Consider the following 20213-nt stretch of genomic DNA (forward strand, 5'->3'; position numbering starts at 1 on the left):
GGGATGAAGTCAGCGGTTATCCAGATGGTCAGCCAGAGCGACGTTCAGGCCAACCTGGTGCGCGCCCGGCAACTGCTTGAGCAGGCAGCCGCAGGCGGTGCACGGCTTGCCGTGCTGCCGGAGAACTTCGCTGCCATGGGCCGGCGCGACAGCGCCGCAATCGGCCGCGCCGAAGCGCTGGGCGAAGGCCCGATCCTGCCCTGGTTGAAACAGACCGCCCGTGACCTCAAGTTATGGATAGTGGCCGGGACCTTGCCGCTGCCGCCGGTCGGCCAGGCCGAAGCCAAGGCCCATGCCTGCTCGTTGCTGATCGATGAGCACGGTGAGCAGGTGGCGCGCTACGACAAGCTGCACCTGTTCGATGTCGATGTCGCCGATAACCGTGGCCGCTATCGCGAATCCGATGACTACGCCCATGGCGGCCAGGTAGTGGTCGCCGATACCCCGGTCGGGCGCCTGGGCCTGAGCGTCTGCTATGACCTGCGCTTCCCCGAGCTGTACAGCGCGCTGCGCGAGGCCGGGGCTGAGCTGATCAGTGTGCCGTCGGCCTTCACCGCCGTGACCGGTGCCGCGCACTGGGAAGTGTTGATTCGCGCGCGGGCGATTGAAACCCAGTGTTATGTCCTGGCCGCGGCCCAGGGCGGAACTCACCCGGGGCCCCGGGAAACCTATGGCCATGCGGCGATCGTCGACCCCTGGGGGCGCATCGTCGCCGAACAGGCCAGCGGCGAAGCCGTGCTGCTGGGCGAACGTGACAGCAGCGAACAGGCGTCCATCCGGGCGCGGATGCCGGTGACCTTGCACCGGCGCTTTTTCTCGCAGGACGCCTTGCGGCCTGCGCACACCTCGGAGTGACTATGAGCGAGATGTTATCCACTGTCAGCGAACACCTGCTGGCGCCGGGCGGCCTGACCCTCGACAGCCTGCAGTCAGTGCTGGGCGAGCTGGCCGGGCCGGGCATCGATGCCGCCGACCTGTACTTCCAGGGGCAGATTTCCGAATCCTGGGCGCTGGAAGACGGCATCGTCAAAGAAGGCAGTTTCAACCTCGACCAGGGCGTGGGCGTACGTGCCCAGTCCGGCGAGAAGACCGGTTTTGCCTACAGCAACGCCATCAACCTCGAAGCCCTGACCTCGGCGGCCCGCGCCGCGCGCTCGATTTCCCGTGCCGGGCAGAACGGCAGCGTGCAGGCGTTCAACAGCCAGGACGTTACCCAGCTGTATGGCACCGACAATCCGCTTGAGGTCATCAGCCGAGCCGACAAGGTCGAGCTGCTCAAGCGTGTCGACGCCGCCACGCGCAAGCTCGATCCGCGTATCCAGCAAGTCACCGTGAGCATGGCCGGGGTCTGGGAGCGCATCCTGGTCGCCGCCGCCGATGGCAGCCTGGCCGCCGACATTCGCCCGCTGGTGCGTTTCAACGTCAGTGTCATCGTCGAGCAGAACGGCCGTCGCGAGCGCGGCGGTCACGGTGGCGGCGGGCGTACCGACTACCGCTATTTCACCGACGAACGGGTCATGGGCTATGCCCGTGAGGCCCTGCGCCAGGCGCTGGTCAACCTCGAAGCCATCCCGGCGCCGGCCGGTACCCTGCCGGTGGTGCTCGGCTCCGGCTGGTCGGGCGTATTGCTGCACGAAGCGGTCGGCCATGGCCTGGAGGGTGATTTCAACCGCAAGGGCAGTTCGGCCTACAGCGGCCACATGGGCGAGAAGGTGGCTTCGAGCCTGTGCACCATTGTCGATGACGGCACCCTGGAAGGTCGTCGCGGATCACTGAGCGTCGATGACGAAGGTACCCCGACCGAGTGCACCACGCTGATCGAGAACGGCATCCTCAAGGGGTACATGCAGGACAAGCTCAACGCCCGCCTGATGGGCATGGCCCGCACCGGCAACGGCCGACGCGAATCCTACGCGCACCTGCCGATGCCGCGCATGACCAACACCTACATGCGTGCCGGCGAAAGCGACCCGGCAGAAATCATTGCCTCGGTGAAAAGGGGTATTTACTGCGCCAACCTCGGCGGTGGCCAGGTGGACATCACCAGCGGCAAGTTCGTGTTCTCCACCAGTGAGGCGTACCTGATCGAAGACGGCAAGATTACCGCGCCGGTCAAAGGCGCAACCCTGATCGGCAACGGGCCGGAAGCCATGAGCCGGGTATCGATGGTCGGCAACGACCTGTCGCTGGACAGCGGTGTCGGTACATGCGGCAAGGATGGTCAGTCGGTGCCGGTGGGCGTTGGCCAGCCGACCCTGAAGATCGATGCGATCACCGTCGGTGGCACCGGCGCATGAAGATGAAACCGGGCAGGCAGGGCGCCTGCCCGTGTGCGGGGTTCAACGCAGGCCGCGTTGGACCTCGTCGAGTTCGCGGATGTACTTGAAGATCTTGCGGCTCGCGCTTGGCGGCTTGTTGCGCGCCAGCTCGTGCTGGGCCTGGCGGATCAGCGAGCGCAGTTGCTGGCGATCGGCATCGGGGTATTCCTGGACGAACTTCTCCAGGACCTCGTCGGTACCATCGATCAGCCGGTCACGCCAGCGCTCAAGGTTGTGGAAGCGCTCGTTGTATTGGCGCGAGGAGGCGTCGAGCTGGTCAAGCAGGGCATTGATCGCGTCGATGTCCTGGTCGCGCATCAGCTTGCCGATGAACGACTTGTGACGCCGTTTGGCCTCGTTCGCGGTGTGCCGCTTGTGCTCTTCCAGGGCCGCGCGCAACTCGTCGGTCAACGGCAGTTTGGCCAGGGTATCGGGCTTGAGCAAGGTAAGGCGCTCGCCCATCTCGACCAGCGCCTGCATTTCGCGCTTGACCTGGGTTTTGCTTTTTTCGCCGTCAAAGGCGGTGTCGTAAGAATCAACCATGGGGGCAGTCCGCTGAGAATCGCCGCCATGATAACCAGTCGGGGGCCGCTTGTCCGGTCCGGTCGTAGATTGACCCGCGCCGAACGCAGAATTTGAGTGGAGAAAACCATGAGTGCAGTCCAGAGCGTAGGTCCGCAGGCCCTGCCGGCGTTGCAGGAACAGGTCGAACAGATCATTGCCGAAGCCCGGCGCCAGGGTGCCAGCGCCTGCGAAGTGGCGGTATCGCTGGAGCAGGGGTTGTCGACTTCGGTGCGCCAGCGTGAAGTCGAGACCGTCGAATTCAACCGTGACCAGGGTTTTGGCATCACCTTGTACGTGGGCCAGCGCAAAGGCTCGGCGAGCACCTCGGCCAGCGGCAGCGAGGCGATCCGGGAAACCGTCGCCGCCGCCCTGGCAATTGCCAAGCACACTTCCGAAGACGAGTGCGCCGGGCTTGCCGATCCGGCGCTGATGGCCCGCGAGCATGCGGATTTCGACCTCTATCATGCCTGGGACATCACCCCTGAGCAGGCCATCGAAAAGGCCCTGGAGTGCGAAGCCGCAGCTTTCGATGCCGATGCGCGGATCAAGAACGCCGACGGCACCACCCTCAACACCCACCAGGGCTGTCGCGTGTATGGCAACAGCCATGGCTTTATCGGCGGCTACGCTTCGACCCGGCACAGCCTGAGCTGCGTGATGATTGCCGAAGCCGACGGGCAGATGCAGCGCGACTACTGGTATGACGTCAATCGCCAGGGCGAATTGCTCGCCGACCCGCGCAGCATCGGTATCCGCGCTGCGCAACGGGCAGCCAGCCGCCTGGGCGCGCGTCCGGTACCCACCTGTGAAGTGCCGGTACTGTTCTCGGCCGAGCTGGCAGGGGGGCTGTTCGGCAGCTTCCTTTCGGCGATTTCCGGCGGCAACCTGTACCGCAAGTCTTCGTTCCTCGATGGTGCCATGGGCCAACGGCTGTTCCCGACCTGGCTGACCCTGGACGAGCGCCCGCACCTGCAGCGTGCCCTGGGCAGCGCCGCGTTCGATGGTGACGGCCTGGCCACCTATGCCAAGCCATTCGTTGAAAACGGCCAACTGGTGTCCTACGTGCTGGGTACCTATTCCGGGCGCAAGCTGGGCTTGCCGAGCACCGCCAACGCCGGCGGCGTGCACAACCTGTTCGTCACCCATGGGGTCGAAGACCAGGCTGCCCTGCTGCGGCGCATGGGTCGTGGACTGCTGGTTACCGAGCTGATGGGCCATGGTCTGAACATGGTCACCGGCGACTACTCGCGCGGTGCTGCAGGCTACTGGGTAGAAAACGGCGAGATTCAGTTCGCCGTTCAGGAAGTGACGATCGCCGGTAATATGAAGGATATGTTCCATCAAATTGTCGCGATTGGTAATGATCTGGAAACCCGCAGCAATATTCACACAGGCTCGGTGCTGATCGAGCGGATGACCGTCGCGGGCAGTTAACGCCCGGTGTTGCTCCCCCTTCGAAGCCCGGCCATGTGTCGGGCTTTTTGTTTTTCTTTTTTCATTTTGTTGAACTGATTCTGATTATCACTTAATAATGAATATCATTATCTAGGCGATGATGTTCATGAAACCAGTCCTCCACGAATTGCCCTACCTGGAAAACTGGCGCTGGCTGAGCCGGCGCATTCGCTGTGCACTCGATCCGGACGAGCCGCGCCTGATCGAGCACTACCTCACCGAAGGCCGTTACCTGGTGTGTTGCACCGATACCAGCGCCTGGACTATCGCCTTGACTTCATTCCGCCTGCTGCTGGACACCGCCTGCGATCGCGCGCTGCCCTGGCATTGGCGCTGTCTGTGCCTGGACCAGGCCTGGCGGCCGCTGCTGGAGCTGCGCAACCTCGATCGGCGCGAAAACAACCAGCGCTGGCAGCCCTTCGCCCTGCAACTGGCGAACTGCGTGCTGCTGCCTTCGATTTCCTACGATGAACTGATGCAAGGACTTGATGATGAGTAATACCCGTATCGAGCGCGACAGCATGGGTGAACTGCTGGTGCCAGCCGAGGCCCTGTATGGCGCCCAGACCCAGCGCGCGGTAAACAACTTCCCGATCAGCCAGCAACGCATGCCGACCCAGTTCATCCGCGCACTGCTGCTGGCCAAGGCTGCTGCGGCCAAGGCCAACATCGAGCTCAAGCAACTGGAGCAGGCCCGCGGCGAGGCGATCGTCAAAGCCGTGGAGCAGTTGCTGGCCGCTGACTTCATGCAGCATTTCCCGGTGGATATCTTCCAGACCGGCTCCGGTACCAGTTCGAACATGAACGCCAACGAGGTGATCGCGACCCTGGCCAGCCGCGTGCTGGGCGATACGGTCAACCCCAACGATCACGTCAACTGCGGGCAAAGCAGCAACGACATCATCCCCACCACCATTCATGTCAGTGCCGCGCTGGCCCTGCACGAGCAGTTGCTGCCGGCGCTGCAGCATCTGGTCAAGGTGATCGACGCCAAGGCCGAGCAGGTGCATCCGTTCATCAAGACCGGCCGCACCCACCTGATGGATGCCATGCCGGTGCGCATGAGCCAGGTGCTGGGTGGATGGTCGGCGCAAGTCAAGGCGGCCATTGCTCATCTGCAAGCCACCTTGCCAAGCCTGCAAGCCCTGGCCCAGGGCGGCACCGCCGTGGGCACTGGCATCAATGCCCATCCTGAGTTCGCTGCGCGCTTCAGCCAGCAACTGACAGCGCTTACCGGCGTCGAATTTGTTCCGGGGCACAACCTGTTCGCCTTGATTGGTTCGCAAGACACCGCAGTGGCGGTATCCGGCCAGCTCAAGACCACCGCTGTGGCACTGATGAAAATCGCCAACGACCTGCGCTGGATGAACTCCGGGCCGCTGGCCGGCCTGGGCGAAATCGAGCTCGAAGGCTTGCAGCCGGGCTCTTCGATCATGCCAGGCAAGGTCAACCCGGTAATCCCGGAAGCGACTGCCATGGTCGCCGCGCAGGTGATCGGCAACGACGCGACCATCGCCGTGGCCGGGCAGTCGGGCAACTTCGAACTCAACGTGATGCTGCCGATTATTGCCCAGAACCTGCTCAGCAGCATCGAGCTGATGGCCAATGCCAGCCGCTTGCTGGCCGACAAGGCGATTGCCAGCTTCACGGTCAATGAACCCAAGCTCAAGGAAGCCCTGGCGCGCAACCCGATTCTGGTCACTGCCCTGAACCCGATCATCGGCTACCAGAAGGCTGCCGAAATCGCCAAGACCGCTTACAAGCAAGGCCGCCCGATTATCGACGTAGCCCTCGAAAACACCGACCTGCCGCGCAGCCAGCTTGAAGCGCTGCTCGATCCGGAAAAGCTCACCGCCGGCGGGATCTGAGCCGGCCCACCGCTCTGGAGGTTTGTCATGCAGCACTGGAAACGCACCACCGAAATTGCCAACCGCCTGTTCGAACAGGGCGAGTTGGTCGATGCCCGCGAGTTGTATCTGCAAGCCCTGGCGCTTGCCCAGGTGTTGTTCGAACGCTGGCATGACGCCGACGAAGCGGTGGCCGTGTGCGTCATCGCCCACCACAATCTGGCTGACCTGCACCTGCGGCTGAATCAGCCGCAGGAAAGCGCCGAGTACCTGTGCGCCATTCACCAGCGGTTGTTGCAGACCGCCCAGGACCCGCGCATGGCGCCGATACTGCGCGAAGCTGCGTTGCGCCACAGCAGCAAGACCTACACCGAGTTGCTGAGCTTCATCAGCGAGTACGGCCAGTACCCGCGTACCGAACGTCTGCTCTACCGGCACGAGCCGCAGCCGGCCCTGCATGCCGGCCAGGAAAGCGCCGCGCCTTCAGTCCTACAATATGGAATCCAGTGATATGCCTTATACCTTGCCTGCATTGCCTTACGCCTACGATGCGCTGGAACCGCACATCGATACCCAGACCATGCAGATTCACCACAGCAAGCACCACCAGACTTACATCAACAACCTCAACGCGGCGGTCGAAGGCAGCGAGTATGCCGAGTGGCCGGTGGAAAAACTGGTGGCCAGCGTCAAGCAACTTCCGGAAAAATTGCACAACGCGGTAATCAACCAGGGCGGCGGTCACGCCAACCATTCGCTGTTCTGGACCGTGATGTCGCCCCAGGGCGGCGGCCTGCCACAAGGCGCTGTGGCCAAGGCCATTGATGAGCAATTGGGTGGCTTCGAGGCGTTCAAGGACGCCTTCACCAAGGCTGCGCTGACTCGCTTTGGCAGCGGCTGGGCCTGGCTGAGCGTGACCCCGGCCAAGACCCTGGTGGTTGAAAGCAGTGGTAATCAGGACAGCCCGCTGATGAACGGCAATACGCCAATCCTCGGCCTGGACGTCTGGGAGCATGCTTACTATCTGCTGTACCAGAACCGTCGTCCGGAATACATCAACGCCTTCTACAACGTGATCGACTGGTCCGAGGTAGAGCGTCGTTACGCAGCTGCGCTTGTGTGAGTCGCAGCGCAATGCGTTCGGATGTAATGTCGATTGCCGGCGTGCGGCTGTTTCGCCTGGCGCTCGGTACCCTGTTGCTGCTGGTCGGCTTCGCCCTGCTGGTGGCCCAGGGTATCGCCTGGCTGGACCTGGAGCCGCGCATGTTACGGGCGCTCGAAGGCGGTGCGCTGTGCGCCCTGGGTACGGCCTTGGGCGCGGTGCCGGTGCTGGTGATCCGCAACATGCCAGTGGCGTTGGCCGATACCTTGCTGGGCTTTGGTGCCGGGGTGATGCTGGCGGCCACGGCCTTTTCGCTGATCATTCCCGGGCTGGATGCCGCCCAGGCCATTGGCCTGGGTAAATGGGGCGCCGGTGGTTTGGTCAGCTTCGGCTTGCTGTTCGGGGCCTTCTGCCTGTACCTGGTCGACCTCAAGGTGTCCGGTGCATCGCCCGAGGCCCTGGTCGGCACGCCGCAGCAACCGGTGATCGCCGCGCGGATCTGGGTGTTCGTCATTGCCATCATTGCCCATAACATCCCCGAAGGCATGGCCATTGGCGTGTCTGCCGGTGGTGGCATGCCCGATGCCGACAGCCTTGCCATGGGCATTGCCCTGCAGGATGTGCCGGAAGGCCTGGTGATCGCCCTGGTGTTGGCAGGGGCGGGGATGGCCCGCTTCAAGGCGTTTCTGATTGGTGCGGCTTCTGGTCTGGTCGAGCCGCTGGCAGCGGTGGTGTGTGCCTGGCTGGTGACCGTGGCAGAGTTGTTGCTGCCACTGGGCTTGGCGTGTGCTGCCGGGGCGATGTTGCTGGTCGTGACCCAGGAAATCATTCCCGAGTCGCGCAGCAATGGCCATCACCGGCTAGCCAGCCTGGGCCTGTGCATCGGCTTCTGCCTGATGATGGTGATGGATACGGCGCTTTCGTGAGAAAACGGGGGCGGTTACTCGCCCTCGTCGAAGTAATTGTTGATCAGTTCGATCAGGGCGTTGAGTGCATCATCGTCCTGCTCGCCCTCGGTGTGCAGATGAATGGCGGTGCCCTTGCCGGCCGCCAGCATCATGACCGCCATGATGCTCTTGCCATCAACCAGGGATTGCGGATTACGCCCAACGCGAACCTGGCAGGGAAACTTGCCCGCAACGCCAACGAACTTTGCCGCTGCCCGGGCGTGCAGCCCCAGCTTGTTGATGATGGTGATTTCTTTTGCGGGCATCGAGGCGCTGGTCCTGTGGGCTAGAGGTCGCGGTGGCGAACCTGGACATTCTTTAACGATTGTTGCAGTAACTGGCCCAGACGCTCGGTCAGGTACACCGAACGGTGGTGGCCACCCGTGCAGCCAATGGCAATGGTGACATAGGCACGGTTGCTGGCGGCAAAGCGCGGTAACCACTTGAGCAGGTAGCTGGAGATGTCCTGGAACATGTCCTCGACATCCGGCTGCGCAGCCAGGTAATCGATCACCGGTTGCTCCAGGCCCGAATGGTCGCGCAGTTCCGGCTTCCAGTAAGGGTTGGGCAGGCAGCGCACATCGAACACCAGGTCGGCATCGACCGGCATGCCGCGTTTGAAACCGAAGGATTCGACCAGGAAGGCCGTACCGGGCTCCGGCTGGTTGAGCAGGCGCAATTTGATCGAGTCACGCAACTGATACAGGTTCAGGTTGGTGGTATCGATCTTCAGGTCGGCGAGGTCGGCAATCGGCCCGAGCAGCTCGCTTTCGACTTCGATCGCTTCGGCCAGCGAGCGTTCGTTGTTGGTCAGCGGGTGGCGGCGGCGGGTTTCCGAGAAGCGCTTGAGCAATGTTTCTTCATCGGCATCCAGGTACAGCACATCACACTGGATGTGCCGGCTACGGGCGTCCTCAAGCAGCTCGGGAAAGCGCGACAAGTGGCTGGGCAAGTTGCGCGCGTCAATCGAAACGGCCACCTTGGGCTGCATCAATTCCGTGTTGATCAGGGCGCTTTCGGCCAGTTGCGGCAGCAAGCCAGCAGGCAGGTTGTCGATGCAGTAGTAGCCGTTGTCCTCAAGTACATCGAGGGCGGTACTCTTGCCGGAGCCAGACCGGCCGCTAACGATGATCAAGCGCATGTTCAATGCCCGTTCTGTACGTCCAGTACGACCTGGTACAAGGCTTCGTTACTGGTGGCCGCACGCAGCTTTTCGCGTACGTCCTTGCTATCGAGCATGCTGGCGATCTGGCGCAGCAGCTCCAGGTGCGCATCGGTAGCCGCTTCCGGGACCAGCAGTACGAACAGCAGGTCGACCGGGGCGCCATCGATGGCGTCGAAATCGATAGGGGCGTCAAGGTGCAGCAGCGCGCTGACCGGCGACTCACAGCCCTTGAGGCGGCAGTGGGGAATGGCAATGCCGTTGCCGAAGCCGGTGGAGCCCAGTTTCTCCCGGGCGATCAAGGCTTCGTACACGATCTGGGTGTCCAGCTCGGGCACTTCTCTGCCGATCAGATTGGCGATCTGTTCGAGCGCACGCTTTTTACTGCCGCCCGGCACGTTCACAAGGGAACGGCCGGGGGTCAGGATGGTTTCAAGTCGGATCATGGATGAGGGGGATCAGCGGGCCGCTGCACCTTGCAGCAGGCTTTGCTGTTTTTCCTTGTGTTTTTTCAGTTGGCGGTCGAGCTTGTCGGTCAAGGCGTCGATCGCTGCATACATGTCTTGGTGTTCGGCATTTGCAACCACTTCGCCGCCGGGAATGAACAGCGTCGCTTCAATCTTCTGCTGCAGCTTCTCGACCTTCATGATTACCGTCACATTGGTAATCTTGTCGAAATGCCCCTCCAGTCGTTTCAATTTCTGCTCGACGTACTCACGCAGGGGCTGAGTAACTTCTACATGCTGTCCACTGATATTGACTTGCATACAGCTTCTCCTTTGTTGCCGGTGCATAAGAGGCAGGTATTGCGCCTGCCACTGAACTGCGGTGGCACACCTCAGGAGCCGTTACATCAATCGCTTGCGCTCGCTCGACGGTGCGATGCCGAGGGACTCGCGGTACTTGGCGACGGTGCGACGTGCTACCTGGATGCCTTGTGCCTCCAGTAAACCAGCGATCTTGCTGTCACTCAATGGCTTTTTCTGATTTTCCGCTGCAACTAGTTTCTTGATGATTGCGCGGATCGCTGTGGACGAGCATTCGCCGCCTTCGGAGGTGCTGACGTGGCTGGAGAAAAAGTACTTCAGCTCGTAAATTCCGCGCGGCGTGTGCATGTATTTCTGCGTGGTCACCCGGGAAATGGTCGACTCGTGCATGCCCACCGCTTCGGCGATGTCGTGCAGCACCAGCGGCTTCATCGCCTCGTCACCGTGATCGAGGAAGCCGCGCTGGTGCTCGACGATCTGGGTGGCGACCTTCATCAGGGTTTCGTTGCGGCTTTGCAGGCTCTTGATGAACCAGCGCGCCTCCTGCAACTGGTTGCGCATGAAGGTGTTGTCGGCGCTGGTGTCGGCGCGACGGACGAAACCGGCGTACTGCGGGTTGACCCGCAGGCGCGGGACTGCTTCCTGGTTGAGTTCGACCAGCCAGCGCTCGTTGTCCTTGCGCACGATCACGTCGGGCACCACGTACTCGGCTTCGCTGGACTCGATTTGCGAGCCCGGGCGCGGGTTGAGGCTCTGTACCAGTTCGATGACCTGGCGCAGCTCGTCTTCCTTGAGCTTCATGCGGCGCATCAGCTGGCTGTAGTCGCGGCCGCCGAGCAGGTCGATGTAGTCGCTGACCAGACGCTGGGCTTCGGCCATCCACGGGGTACGCGGCGGCAGCTGGCGCAGTTGCAGCAACAGGCACTCGCTGAGGTTGCGCGCGCCGATGCCGGCGGGTTCGAATTGCTGGATACGGTGCAGCACGGCTTCGACTTCATCCAGCTCGATGTCGAGCTCGGGGTCGAAGGATTCGCAGACTTCTTCCAGGGTTTCGTCGAGATAACCCTGGTTGTTGATGCAGTCGATCAGGGTCACGGCGATCAGCCGGTCGGTGTCGGACATCGGTGCCAGGTTGAGCTGCCAGAGCAGGTGGCTCTGCAAGCTTTCGCCAGCCGAAGTGCGGGTGGTGAAGTCCCACTCGTCATCGTCGTTGCTGGGCAGGCTGCTGGCGCTGGTCTGGTAGATGTCTTCCCAGGCGGTGTCGACCGGCAACTCGTTGGGGATGCGCTCGTTCCACTCGCCCTCTTCGAGGTTGTCCACCGTTGGGGCGGTCTCCTGGAAGCTGGTTTCCTGAACGTCGGCGACGGGTTTGCTCTCGGCGTTGTCGGCCATCGGGTCGCTGTTGTCGAAGTCGTCGCCTTCTTCCTGGCGCTCGAGCATCGGGTTTGATTCCAGCGCTTCCTGGATTTCCTGCTGGAGGTCCAGGGTAGAAAGCTGGAGCAGACGTATGGCCTGTTGCAACTGCGGGGTCATCGTCAGTTGCTGGCCCATTCTTAGGACGAGCGATGGTTTCATGGCAGGGGCTTAACACCTTATTTGCCGGCGCACATGCGCCATCCACTACAAGGGCACCGAAGCGCCAACTTTAAGCAAATTATATGCCTGAAATTGCAGCGTTTGCCTAGAGCGCCGTAACAATTAAGCCATTATCTGGCTTGTTTACGAGCGCTCCGGCAGCGCCTTACACCTTGAGCCTACAGGCGGAACTCATGGCCGAGGTAAACCTCTTTGACCAGGTCGTTGGCCAGGATGGTCTCTGCATCGCCTTCGGCGATCAGTTGGCCATCGTTGACGATGTAAGCGGTTTCGCAGATATCCAGGGTTTCACGGACGTTGTGGTCGGTGATCAGAACGCCAATACCCTTGGCCTTCAGGTGGTGGATGATCTGCTTGATGTCGCCGACCGAAATCGGGTCGACACCGGCAAAGGGTTCGTCGAGCAGGATGAACTTGGGCGCGGTGGCCAGGGCGCGGGCAATCTCGACGCGGCGGCGTTCACCACCGGAGAGGCTCATGCCGAGGTTGTCGCGGATGTGGCTGATGTGGAACTCCTGCAGCAGGCTTTCCAGCTCTTTGCGCCGGCCATCGCGGTCCAGGTCCTTGCGGGTTTCGAGGATCGCCATGATGTTGTCGGCCACCGACAGCTTGCGGAAGATCGAGGCTTCCTGCGGCAGGTAGCCGATACCGGCGCGGGCGCGGCCGTGCATGGGCTGGTGGCTGACATCGAGGTCGTCGATCAGGACGCGGCCCTGGTCGGCCTGGACCAGGCCGACGATCATGTAGAAGCAGGTGGTCTTGCCGGCGCCGTTAGGGCCGAGCAGGCCGACGATCTGGCCACTGTCGATCGACAGGCTGACGTCGCGGACCACTTGCCGGCTCTTGTAGCTCTTGGCCAGGTGCTGGGCTTTGAGGGTTGCCATTTACTCGGCCTTCTTCTTCGGCTGGATCACCATGTCGATACGCGGACGCGACTCGGTGACTTTGCCACCGCGACCGGCGGTAGCGATCTGTTTCACCGTGTCGTAGACGATTTTCTCGCCCTCGGTGGTGTTGCCTTCGTTGATGACCTTGGCGCGGTCGATCAGGACGATGCGGTTTTGCGGCGCATTGTACTGGATGGTCTTGCCGTAGCCCTGCATCTTGTCTGGCTTGGCGGCGCTCTGCTGCTGCTCGAAGTAGGCCAGGTTGCCCACCGAGGTCACCACGTCGATGTCGCCACCGGCGGTACGGGTGATGGTCACTGTGTTGCCTTTGATCATCATCGAACCCTGGGTGATGATCACGTCACCGGTGTAGGTGGCGATGCCTTTTTTGTCGTCCAGTTGAGCGTGGTCGGCCTGGATGCGGATCGGCTGGTCACGGTCGTTCGGCAGGGCCCAGGCGCTCGCGCTTCCCAGTGCTGCGCTCAGGCTGAGCAAAAAGGGGAGGGTTTTAACGAGCCTCATACTGTCCTCTTACGTTGGACAGCAGGTCCATCCTGCCGTCTTTCAAATACGCTTTCATTCCATTGCCCGTAGTGACGCCACCGGCGCCGTCGATTCTAACGGCTTGCTCGGTTTGCGCATATTGCTTCTGCGGGAATACCGTCATGCGGCTGCTGGTAATGATCATGGTGCGGTTCTTTTCGTCGGTGCGGGCGACCCTTACCGAATCGATCAGTTCGACTTCGCTGCCGTCGGGGTTGACCTCGCCGCGCTCGCTCTGCACGTGCCACGGATAAGTGGTGCCGCGGTACATCTGCAGATCGGGCTTGGTCAGCAGGGTGACTTCGCTGGCCTTGAGGTGCTCGACCTTGTCGGCGGTCATCTCGTACTGCATCTTGCCATCAGGCAAAAACTGCACGCTGTGGGCGTTCACCGCGTAATAGTCGATGGCGCTCTGGTCCGGCCCGGCAACCGGCTTGTTGTCGAGGAAGCTCTCGGGGCTGATGTTCCAGTAGCCGACCGCCACCAGCAGGGCGGCGATCACACTGAACAGCGCAATGTTGCGGATTTTCTTACTGAACATGTGTCGCTCTACAGGTAATGGGCGTTGGCCGCGTCGAGGTTGCCCTGGGCTTGCAGGATCAGTTCGCAGAATTCGCGGGCTGCACCTTCGCCGCCACGTGCCAGGGTTACCCCGTGGGCGTGCTCGCGGACGAACGCGGCAGCATTGGCCACCGCCATGCCCAGGCCGACCCGGCGGATTACCGGCAGGTCAGGCAGGTCGTCGCCCAGATAGGCGACCTGTTCATAGCTTAGGTTGAGCTGGCCAAGAAGCTCGTCCAATACCACCAGTTTATCTTCCCGGCCCTGGTACAGGTGAGGAATGCCGAGGTTCTTTGCCCGGCGCTCGACCACCGGGGTCTTGCGACCGCTGATGATCGCCGTGGTTACGCCCGAGTTCATGAGCATCTTGATGCCCTGGCCGTCGAGGGTGTTGAAGGTCTTGAATTCGCTGCCATTTTCGAGGAAGTACAGGCGACCGTCGGTGAGCACGCCGTCTACGTCAAAAACCGCCAGTTTGATGGCCTTGCCGCGCTGGAGCAGGTCCTGGGTCATTTACATCACTCCCGCACGCAACAGGTCGTGCATGTTCAGGGCGCCGACCGGGCGCTCGTCCTTGTCGATCACCACCAGGGCGCTGATCTTGTGGTCTTCCATGATCTTCAGGGCTTCGGCGGCGAGCATCTCGGCGCGGGCGGTCTTGCCGTGGGCGGTCATGACTTCTTCGATGAGGGTCTTGTGCACGTCGATATTGCGATCGAGGCTGCGGCGCAGGTCGCCGTCGGTGAAGATCCCGGCCAACCGTCCGTCGGCTTCGAGCACCACGGTCATGCCCAGGCCCTTGCGAGACATTTCAAGCAGCGCGTCCTTGAGCAGGGTGCCACGTTGCACCTGCGGCAGCTCGTCGCCGGCGTGCATGACGTTCTCGACTTTCAGCAGCAGGCGTCGGCCGAGGGCGCCGCCGGGGTGCGAGAAGGCGAAATCTTCAGCGGTAAAGCCGCGGGCCTCGAGCAGGGCGATGGACAGGGCGTCGCCCAGCACCAGCGCGGCGGTAGTCGAGGAGGTCGGTGCCAGGTTCAGCGGGCAGGCCTCCTGGGCAACGCGGGCGTCGAGGTTGACCTCGGCGGCCTTGGCCAGGGGCGAATCGGGGTTGCCGGTGAGGCTGATCAGCTGGATACCCAGACGCTTGATCAGCGGCAGCAGGGTGACGATCTCGGCGGTGGAGCCCGAGTTGGACAGGGCCAGGATCACGTCGTCGCGGGTGATCATGCCCATGTCGCCATGGCTGGCTTCGGCCGGGTGAACGAAAAACGCCGGCGTACCGGTGCTGGCCAGGGTCGCGGCGATCTTGTTGCCGATGTGCCCCGACTTGCCCATGCCGACCACCACCACCCGGCCCTTGCTGGCCAGGATCAGCTCGCATGCCTTGACGAAATCGGCGTCGATGTGGGCCAGCAGGCCCTCAACCGCCTCGAGTTCGAAACGGATGGTGCGCTGCGCGGATTGGATCAGGTCGCTGGATTGGCTCATGTCGAAAATCGGATTGCCTGATGAAAAGGCGGCGATTATAGCGGTAATGGGCGAAAGCCTCACCTTGTGATTGTCATACATTCGCCCGGTTGGCTTAACCATAGCTGAACAAGCACTTCGGCGGCCTTGGGGCGGCCCTATCAGCGGTGCTATAGTTCGCCGCTGTTCGGCCCGCTTGGTGCGTGCGTGCCTCCACGAAGGGGGCGCGCGTCTGAGTGAGAAGGCTGCATCGCAAGGAGTCTAGATGAGCGTTGATAACGCCTACGCGGTCGAATTGAAGGGCGTTTCCTTCAAGCGCGGTTCGCGCAGCATCTTCAATAATGTCGACATACGCATTCCCCGTGGCAAGGTTACCGGCATCATGGGGCCTTCCGGGTGCGGCAAAACCACGCTGCTGCGGCTGATGGGTGCACAACTGCGCCCGGCCAGTGGCGAGGTCTGGGTGGCCGGGCAGAACCTGCCGACCCTGTCGCGCAGTGACCTGTTCGATGCCCGCAAGCAGATGGGCGTGCTGTTCCAGAGTGGCGCGCTGTTCACCGATCTCGATGTGTTCGAGAACGTCGCCTTCCCGTTGCGCGTGCATACCCAGCTGTCTGACGAGATGATTCGCGACATAGTCCTGATGAAACTCCAGGCTGTTGGCCTGCGTGGCGCCATCGAGCTGATGCCCGACGAGCTATCCGGTGGCATGAAACGTCGTGTGGCGCTGGCCCGGGCGATTGCTCTGGATCCGCAAATCCTCATGTACGATGAACCGTTCGTCGGCCAGGACCCGATTGCCATGGGCGTGCTGGTGCGGCTGATCCGCCTGCTCAACGATGCCCTGGGCATCACCAGCATCGTGGTTTCTCACGACCTGGCCGAAACCGCCAGCATCGCCGACTACATCTACGTGGTCGGTGACGGCCAGGTATTGGGGCAGGGCACGCCGCAAGAGCTGATGGGCTCCGACAACCCGCGCATTCGTCAATTCATGAAAGGCGATCCGGATGGGCCGGTGCCCTTTCACTTTCCTGCGCCGGATTACCGCGCCGATCTTCTGGGGAAGCGTTGATGCGCAGAAAATCCTTACTCGAACGTATTCGTCGCTTTGGCCGATCGGCCATCGACGTGCTGGCCATTCTCGGCCGCTCCTTCCTGTTCCTGCTGCATTCGCTGGTCGGGCGCAGCGGCACTGGCGGCGGCTTTCAGTTGCTGGTTCGCCAGCTCTATTCGGTTGGCGTGCTGTCGCTGGCGATCATCGTCGTGTCCGGTGTGTTCATCGGCATGGTCCTGGCCCTGCAGGGCTTCAGCATCCTCACCAAGTACGGTTCGGAGCAGGCGGTGGGGCAGATGGTCGCCCTGACCCTGCTGCGTGAACTGGGCCCGGTGGTTACCGCGCTGCTGTTCGCCGGCCGTGCAGGCTCGGCGCTGACCGCCGAAATCGGCAACATGAAGTCCACCGAGCAGCTGTCCAGCCTGGAAATGATCGGTGTCGATCCGCTCAAGTACATCGTCGCGCCGCGGCTGTGGGCCGGTTTCATCTCGCTGCCGTTGCTGGCTTTGATCTTCAGCGTGGTCGGTATCTGGGGTGGTTCGTGGGTTGCCGTCGACTGGCTGGGCGTTTACGAGGGCTCGTTCTGGGCCAACATGCAGAACAGTGTTTCCTTTACTGACGATGTGCTCAACGGGGTGATCAAAAGCCTGGTGTTTGCCTTCGTCGTGACCTGGATTGCCGTATTCCAGGGTTATGACTGCGAGCCCACTTCAGAAGGGATCAGTCGTGCCACCACCAAGACCGTGGTCTATGCCTCATTGGCAGTCCTGGGTCTGGACTTTATTCTGACCGCCTTGATGTTTGGAGATTTCTGATGCAAAACCGCACCCTGGAAATCGGTGTCGGCCTGTTCCTCCTGGCCGGGATCCTGGCGCTGATCCTGCTGGCCCTGCGCGTCAGCGGCCTGTCGGCGAGCCCGAGCAGCGACACGTATAAACTTTATGCCAACTTCGACAATATCGCCGGTTTGACGGTCAGAGCTAAAGTGACCATGGCCGGTGTGACCATCGGCAAGGTCACTGCCATCGATCTGGATCGTGACACCTTCACCGGTCGGGTGACGCTGCAGCTGGAAAAACGGGTCGATAACCTGCCTGTCGATTCCACTGCATCTATCCTCACCGCAGGGCTGCTCGGCGAGAAATACATCGGTATCAGCGTGGGCGGAGAAGATGCGGTGCTCAAGGATGGTGCAACCATCCACGACACCCAGTCGGCGCTGGTACTGGAAGACCTGATTGGCAAGTTCCTGCTCAATACCGTTGGCAAAGAAGCTAAATAAGGAGTTTCCATGATTTCTATCCTGCGACGCGGCTTGCTGGTGTTGCTGGCAGCACTGCCGCTGATGGCCAGTGCAGCTGCTCTGTCACCCAAGCAGGTGATCGAGAAGACCACCACCCAGTTGCTGGCTGACCTGAAAGCCAACAAGGAGCAATACAAGGCCAACCCGAGCGCCTTCTACGATGCGCTCAATGCCAACCTGGGGCCGGTCGTCGATGCCGATGGCATCTCGAAAAGCATCATGACCGTCAAGTATTCGCGCAAGGCTACCCCGGCGCAGATGCAGCGCTTCCAGGAAAACTTCAAGCGCAGCCTGATGCAGTTCTACGGCAACGCCCTGCTCGAGTACAACAACCAGGGCATTACCGTCGGCAACGAGAAGAAGGATGGCGACGACCGTGCCAGCGTCGACATGAGCGTCAAGGGCAACAACGGTGCTGTCTATCCGGTGTCCTACACCCTGACCAGGCTCGACGGCGAGTGGAAGGTGCGTAACGTCATCGTCAACGGCATCAACATCGGCAAGCTGTTCCGTGACCAGTTCGCCGACGCCATGAACCGCAACGGCAACGATCTGGACAAGACCATCGACGGCTGGGCGGGCGAAGTGGCCAAGGCCAAGGAAAGCACCGAGCAAGCGGCCGAGAAGCAAGGGCAATGAGCGACAGTGTCGTGACCATGAGCGAGCCAGGCGTATTGAGCCTGGCCGGGGTGCTCGACTACCGCAGCGGGCCGGCCTTGCGCAAACAGGGCAAGGCCCTGATTGCGGCGTGCAAGGCCCCTGGGCTGGTGCTCGATTGCGCGCAGGTGGAGAAGTCCAGCAGCGTCGGCCTGTCCCTGCTGCTGGCCTTCATGCGCGACGGCAAGGCGGCCGGCAAGGCCGTCGAGGTTCGCGCCATGCCCCAGGATATGCGGGAAATCGCCGAGGTTTATGACCTCGACGAGGTGCTGGCCGGTCAATGACCGCCAGCCAGTGACTGGCCCCTCTGTCAGAGTCTCCGATTACGGGGTTCGCAGGCGAGGGGCTTTTTTGTATGATGGCCGACCCGCGCGCAAAGGGCGCCGATTGAGGTTGAGCATGCAGGCCGTAGAAGTTAAGAACTTCCTTGAAGAAAAGTTGCCGGGAACCCGGGTCGAAGTTGAAGGCGAAGGCTGCAACTTCCAGTTGAACGTGATCAGCGACGAATTGGCGGGCCTGAGCCCGGTCAAGCGTCAGCAGCAGATCTATGCTCACCTTAACCCGTGGATCACCGATGGCAGCATCCATGCGGTAACCATGAAATTTTTCAGCAGCGCAGCCTGGGCTGAGCGCACCTGAGCCAACTTGGCGGCGAGACTCTAATGGACAAACTGATTATTACTGGCGGCGTTCGCCTCGATGGCGAAATCCGCATTTCCGGGGCAAAGAACGCTGCCCTGCCGATCCTGGCGGCCACCTTGCTCTGCGATGGCCCGGTCACCGTTGGCAACCTGCCGCACCTGCACGACATCACCACGATGATCGAGCTGTTCGGCCGCATGGGCATTGAGCCGGTGATCGACGAGAAGCTCTCGGTCGAAATCGACCCGCGTACCATCAAGACCCTGGTCGCGCCGTACGAGCTGGTGAAAACCATGCGTGCCTCGATCCTGGTACTGGGCCCGATGGTCGCCCGTTTTGGCGAAGCCGAAGTGGCCCTGCCTGGCGGTTGCGCCATTGGTTCGCGTCCGGTCGACCTGCACATCCGCGGCCTTGAGGCCATGGGCGCGAAGATCGAGGTCGAAGGCGGCTACATCAAGGCCAAGGCCCCAGAAGGCGGCCTGCGTGGCGCGCACTTCTTCTTCGATACCGTCAGTGTCACCGGTACCGAGAACATCATGATGGCTGCAGCCCTGGCCAAAGGCCGCAGCGTGCTGCAAAACGCTGCGCGCGAACCGGAAGTGGTCGACCTTGCCAACTTCCTCAACGCCATGGGCGCGAAAGTCCAGGGCGCTGGTACCGACACCATCACCATCGATGGCGTCGAGCGCCTGGGTTCGGCGACCTACCGGGTCATGCCTGACCGTATCGAGACCGGTACCTACCTGGTTGCCGCTGCCGTGACTGGCGGTCGCGTCAAGGTCAAGGACACCGATCCGACCATCCTCGAAGCCGTCCTTGAAAAACTCAAGGAAGCCGGCGCCGAAGTTACCACCGGTGAAGACTGGATCGAGCTGGACATGCATGGCAAGCGGCCGAAAGCCGTCAACCTGCGTACCGCTCCGTACCCGGCGTTCCCGACCGACATGCAGGCGCAGTTCATCTCGCTCAACGCCATTGCCGAAGGCACTGGCGCGGTAATCGAGACGATCTTCGAAAACCGCTTCATGCACGTCTACGAGATGCACCGCATGGGTGCCCTGATCCAGGTCGAAGGCAACACTGCCATCGTTACCGGGACCAAGACCCTCAAAGGCGCTCCAGTGATGGCCACCGACCTGCGGGCTTCGGCCAGCCTGGTGCTGTCGGCGCTGGTTGCCGAAGGCGATACCCTGATCGACCGCATTTACCACATCGACCGTGGTTATGAGTGCATCGAAGAGAAACTGCAGATGCTCGGCGCCAAGATCCGCCGCGTGCCGGGCTAGTCTGTGAGTGGCGCAGGGACGCGCCAGCCAATTGCTGCACCGAATTGAATGC

General features: G+C 61.9%; 26 protein-coding genes. 15 read left to right on the forward strand and 11 right to left on the reverse strand.

The window, feature by feature from the left end; genetic code table 11:
* Positions 1-3: 3 nt before the first annotated feature.
* Entirely contained in the window at positions 4-855 is an 852-nt protein-coding gene (locus BLR26_RS26850; protein ID WP_093388165.1) for a carbon-nitrogen hydrolase family protein, read from the forward strand.
* A 2-nt stretch (positions 856-857) separates the two neighbouring features.
* On the forward strand, positions 858-2297 hold the full coding sequence (gene tldD, locus BLR26_RS26855; protein WP_093388168.1) for a metalloprotease TldD: 1440 nt from the start codon (positions 858-860) through the stop codon (positions 2295-2297).
* Positions 2298-2339: 42 nt separating this feature from the next.
* Here the strand turns inward: tldD and yjgA are convergent, their stop codons facing one another.
* A complete protein-coding gene (gene yjgA / locus BLR26_RS26860) occupies positions 2340-2861 on the reverse strand; it encodes a ribosome biogenesis factor YjgA (RefSeq protein WP_045196322.1) in 522 nt (173 codons plus the stop codon).
* Positions 2862-2969: 108 nt separating this feature from the next.
* Here yjgA and pmbA point away from each other — a divergent pair, with 108 nt between their 5' ends.
* From pmbA to BLR26_RS26890, 6 genes are all read left to right on the forward strand, one after another.
* A complete protein-coding gene (gene pmbA / locus BLR26_RS26865) occupies positions 2970-4316 on the forward strand; it encodes a metalloprotease PmbA (protein WP_093388171.1) in 1347 nt (448 codons plus the stop codon).
* 118 nt (positions 4317-4434) lie between these two features.
* A complete protein-coding gene (locus BLR26_RS26870) occupies positions 4435-4836 on the forward strand; it encodes a FagA protein (RefSeq protein WP_082075425.1) in 402 nt (133 codons plus the stop codon).
* Entirely contained in the window at positions 4829-6205 is a 1377-nt protein-coding gene (locus BLR26_RS26875) for a class II fumarate hydratase (RefSeq protein WP_045196328.1), read from the forward strand. Before BLR26_RS26870 ends, BLR26_RS26875 begins: the two co-directional genes overlap by 8 nt.
* Positions 6206-6232: 27 nt before the next feature.
* On the forward strand, positions 6233-6694 hold the full coding sequence (locus tag BLR26_RS26880; protein WP_093388174.1) for a hypothetical protein: 462 nt from the start codon (positions 6233-6235) through the stop codon (positions 6692-6694).
* 1 nt (position 6695) lies between these two features.
* Entirely contained in the window at positions 6696-7307 is a 612-nt protein-coding gene (locus BLR26_RS26885; protein WP_045196333.1) for a superoxide dismutase, read from the forward strand.
* 11 nt (positions 7308-7318) lie between these two features.
* Positions 7319-8212: a ZIP family metal transporter gene (locus BLR26_RS26890; protein WP_045196335.1), complete on the forward strand. Its 894-nt coding sequence runs from the start codon at positions 7319-7321 to the stop codon at positions 8210-8212.
* A gap of 14 nt (positions 8213-8226) precedes the next feature.
* On the opposite strand, the gene BLR26_RS26895 is transcribed toward BLR26_RS26890, so the two are convergent.
* From BLR26_RS26895 to BLR26_RS26940, 10 genes are all read right to left on the reverse strand, one after another.
* The gene (locus BLR26_RS26895; protein ID WP_045196337.1) at positions 8227-8499 is read right to left on the reverse strand and encodes an HPr family phosphocarrier protein; all 273 of its coding nucleotides are present in this window, start codon (positions 8497-8499) and stop codon (positions 8227-8229) included.
* A 20-nt stretch (positions 8500-8519) separates the two neighbouring features.
* Positions 8520-9374 (reverse strand): RNase adapter RapZ, encoded by an 855-nt coding sequence (gene rapZ, locus BLR26_RS26900; protein WP_045196339.1) that lies wholly within the window; start codon positions 9372-9374, stop codon positions 8520-8522.
* A gap of 2 nt (positions 9375-9376) precedes the next feature.
* Positions 9377-9841 (reverse strand): PTS IIA-like nitrogen regulatory protein PtsN, encoded by a 465-nt coding sequence (gene ptsN / locus BLR26_RS26905; protein ID WP_045196342.1) that lies wholly within the window; start codon positions 9839-9841, stop codon positions 9377-9379.
* Positions 9842-9853: 12 nt separating this feature from the next.
* Positions 9854-10162 (reverse strand): ribosome hibernation-promoting factor, HPF/YfiA family, encoded by a 309-nt coding sequence (gene hpf, locus BLR26_RS26910; protein WP_010223385.1) that lies wholly within the window; start codon positions 10160-10162, stop codon positions 9854-9856.
* A gap of 81 nt (positions 10163-10243) precedes the next feature.
* Positions 10244-11737, reverse strand: a complete 1494-nt coding sequence (locus BLR26_RS26915) for an RNA polymerase factor sigma-54 (RefSeq protein ID WP_045196344.1) — start codon at positions 11735-11737, stop codon at positions 10244-10246.
* Positions 11738-11916: 179 nt separating this feature from the next.
* Positions 11917-12642, reverse strand: coding sequence for an LPS export ABC transporter ATP-binding protein (gene lptB / locus BLR26_RS26920; RefSeq protein ID WP_038996944.1), 726 nt, complete (start codon positions 12640-12642; stop codon positions 11917-11919).
* A complete protein-coding gene (gene lptA / locus BLR26_RS26925) occupies positions 12643-13167 on the reverse strand; it encodes a lipopolysaccharide transport periplasmic protein LptA (protein WP_045196347.1) in 525 nt (174 codons plus the stop codon).
* Positions 13154-13729: an LPS export ABC transporter periplasmic protein LptC gene (lptC, locus tag BLR26_RS26930; protein ID WP_045196349.1), complete on the reverse strand. Its 576-nt coding sequence runs from the start codon at positions 13727-13729 to the stop codon at positions 13154-13156. The genes lptA and lptC overlap by 14 nt, the downstream gene beginning before the upstream one ends.
* A gap of 8 nt (positions 13730-13737) precedes the next feature.
* A complete protein-coding gene (locus BLR26_RS26935; protein ID WP_093388177.1) occupies positions 13738-14262 on the reverse strand; it encodes a KdsC family phosphatase in 525 nt (174 codons plus the stop codon).
* A complete protein-coding gene (locus BLR26_RS26940; RefSeq protein ID WP_045196353.1) occupies positions 14263-15237 on the reverse strand; it encodes a KpsF/GutQ family sugar-phosphate isomerase in 975 nt (324 codons plus the stop codon).
* Between the two features lie 244 nt (positions 15238-15481).
* Here BLR26_RS26940 and BLR26_RS26945 point away from each other — a divergent pair, with 244 nt between their 5' ends.
* From BLR26_RS26945 to murA, 7 genes are all read left to right on the forward strand, one after another.
* Complete coding sequence (locus BLR26_RS26945; RefSeq protein ID WP_045196354.1) at positions 15482-16291, forward strand: ATP-binding cassette domain-containing protein; 810 nt, start codon at positions 15482-15484, stop codon at positions 16289-16291.
* The gene (gene mlaE / locus BLR26_RS26950) at positions 16291-17088 is read left to right on the forward strand and encodes a lipid asymmetry maintenance ABC transporter permease subunit MlaE (protein ID WP_045196357.1); all 798 of its coding nucleotides are present in this window, start codon (positions 16291-16293) and stop codon (positions 17086-17088) included. Before BLR26_RS26945 ends, mlaE begins: the two co-directional genes overlap by 1 nt.
* Positions 17088-17555, forward strand: coding sequence for an outer membrane lipid asymmetry maintenance protein MlaD (gene mlaD, locus BLR26_RS26955; RefSeq protein ID WP_010223376.1), 468 nt, complete (start codon positions 17088-17090; stop codon positions 17553-17555). The genes mlaE and mlaD overlap by 1 nt, the downstream gene beginning before the upstream one ends.
* Positions 17556-17564: 9 nt before the next feature.
* Entirely contained in the window at positions 17565-18215 is a 651-nt protein-coding gene (locus BLR26_RS26960; RefSeq protein WP_045196359.1) for an MlaC/ttg2D family ABC transporter substrate-binding protein, read from the forward strand.
* Entirely contained in the window at positions 18212-18517 is a 306-nt protein-coding gene (locus BLR26_RS26965; RefSeq protein ID WP_045196361.1) for an STAS domain-containing protein, read from the forward strand. The genes BLR26_RS26960 and BLR26_RS26965 overlap by 4 nt, the downstream gene beginning before the upstream one ends.
* A 115-nt stretch (positions 18518-18632) precedes the next feature.
* The gene (locus BLR26_RS26970; protein ID WP_093388180.1) at positions 18633-18872 is read left to right on the forward strand and encodes a BolA family protein; all 240 of its coding nucleotides are present in this window, start codon (positions 18633-18635) and stop codon (positions 18870-18872) included.
* Between the two features lie 23 nt (positions 18873-18895).
* Positions 18896-20161, forward strand: a complete 1266-nt coding sequence (gene murA / locus BLR26_RS26975; RefSeq protein WP_010223372.1) for a UDP-N-acetylglucosamine 1-carboxyvinyltransferase — start codon at positions 18896-18898, stop codon at positions 20159-20161.
* Positions 20162-20213: the final 52 nt, after the last annotated feature.

Origin of the sequence: Pseudomonas sp. UC 17F4, from assembly GCF_900101695.1 — a bacterium.
Lineage (GTDB): Bacteria > Pseudomonadota > Gammaproteobacteria > Pseudomonadales > Pseudomonadaceae > Aquipseudomonas.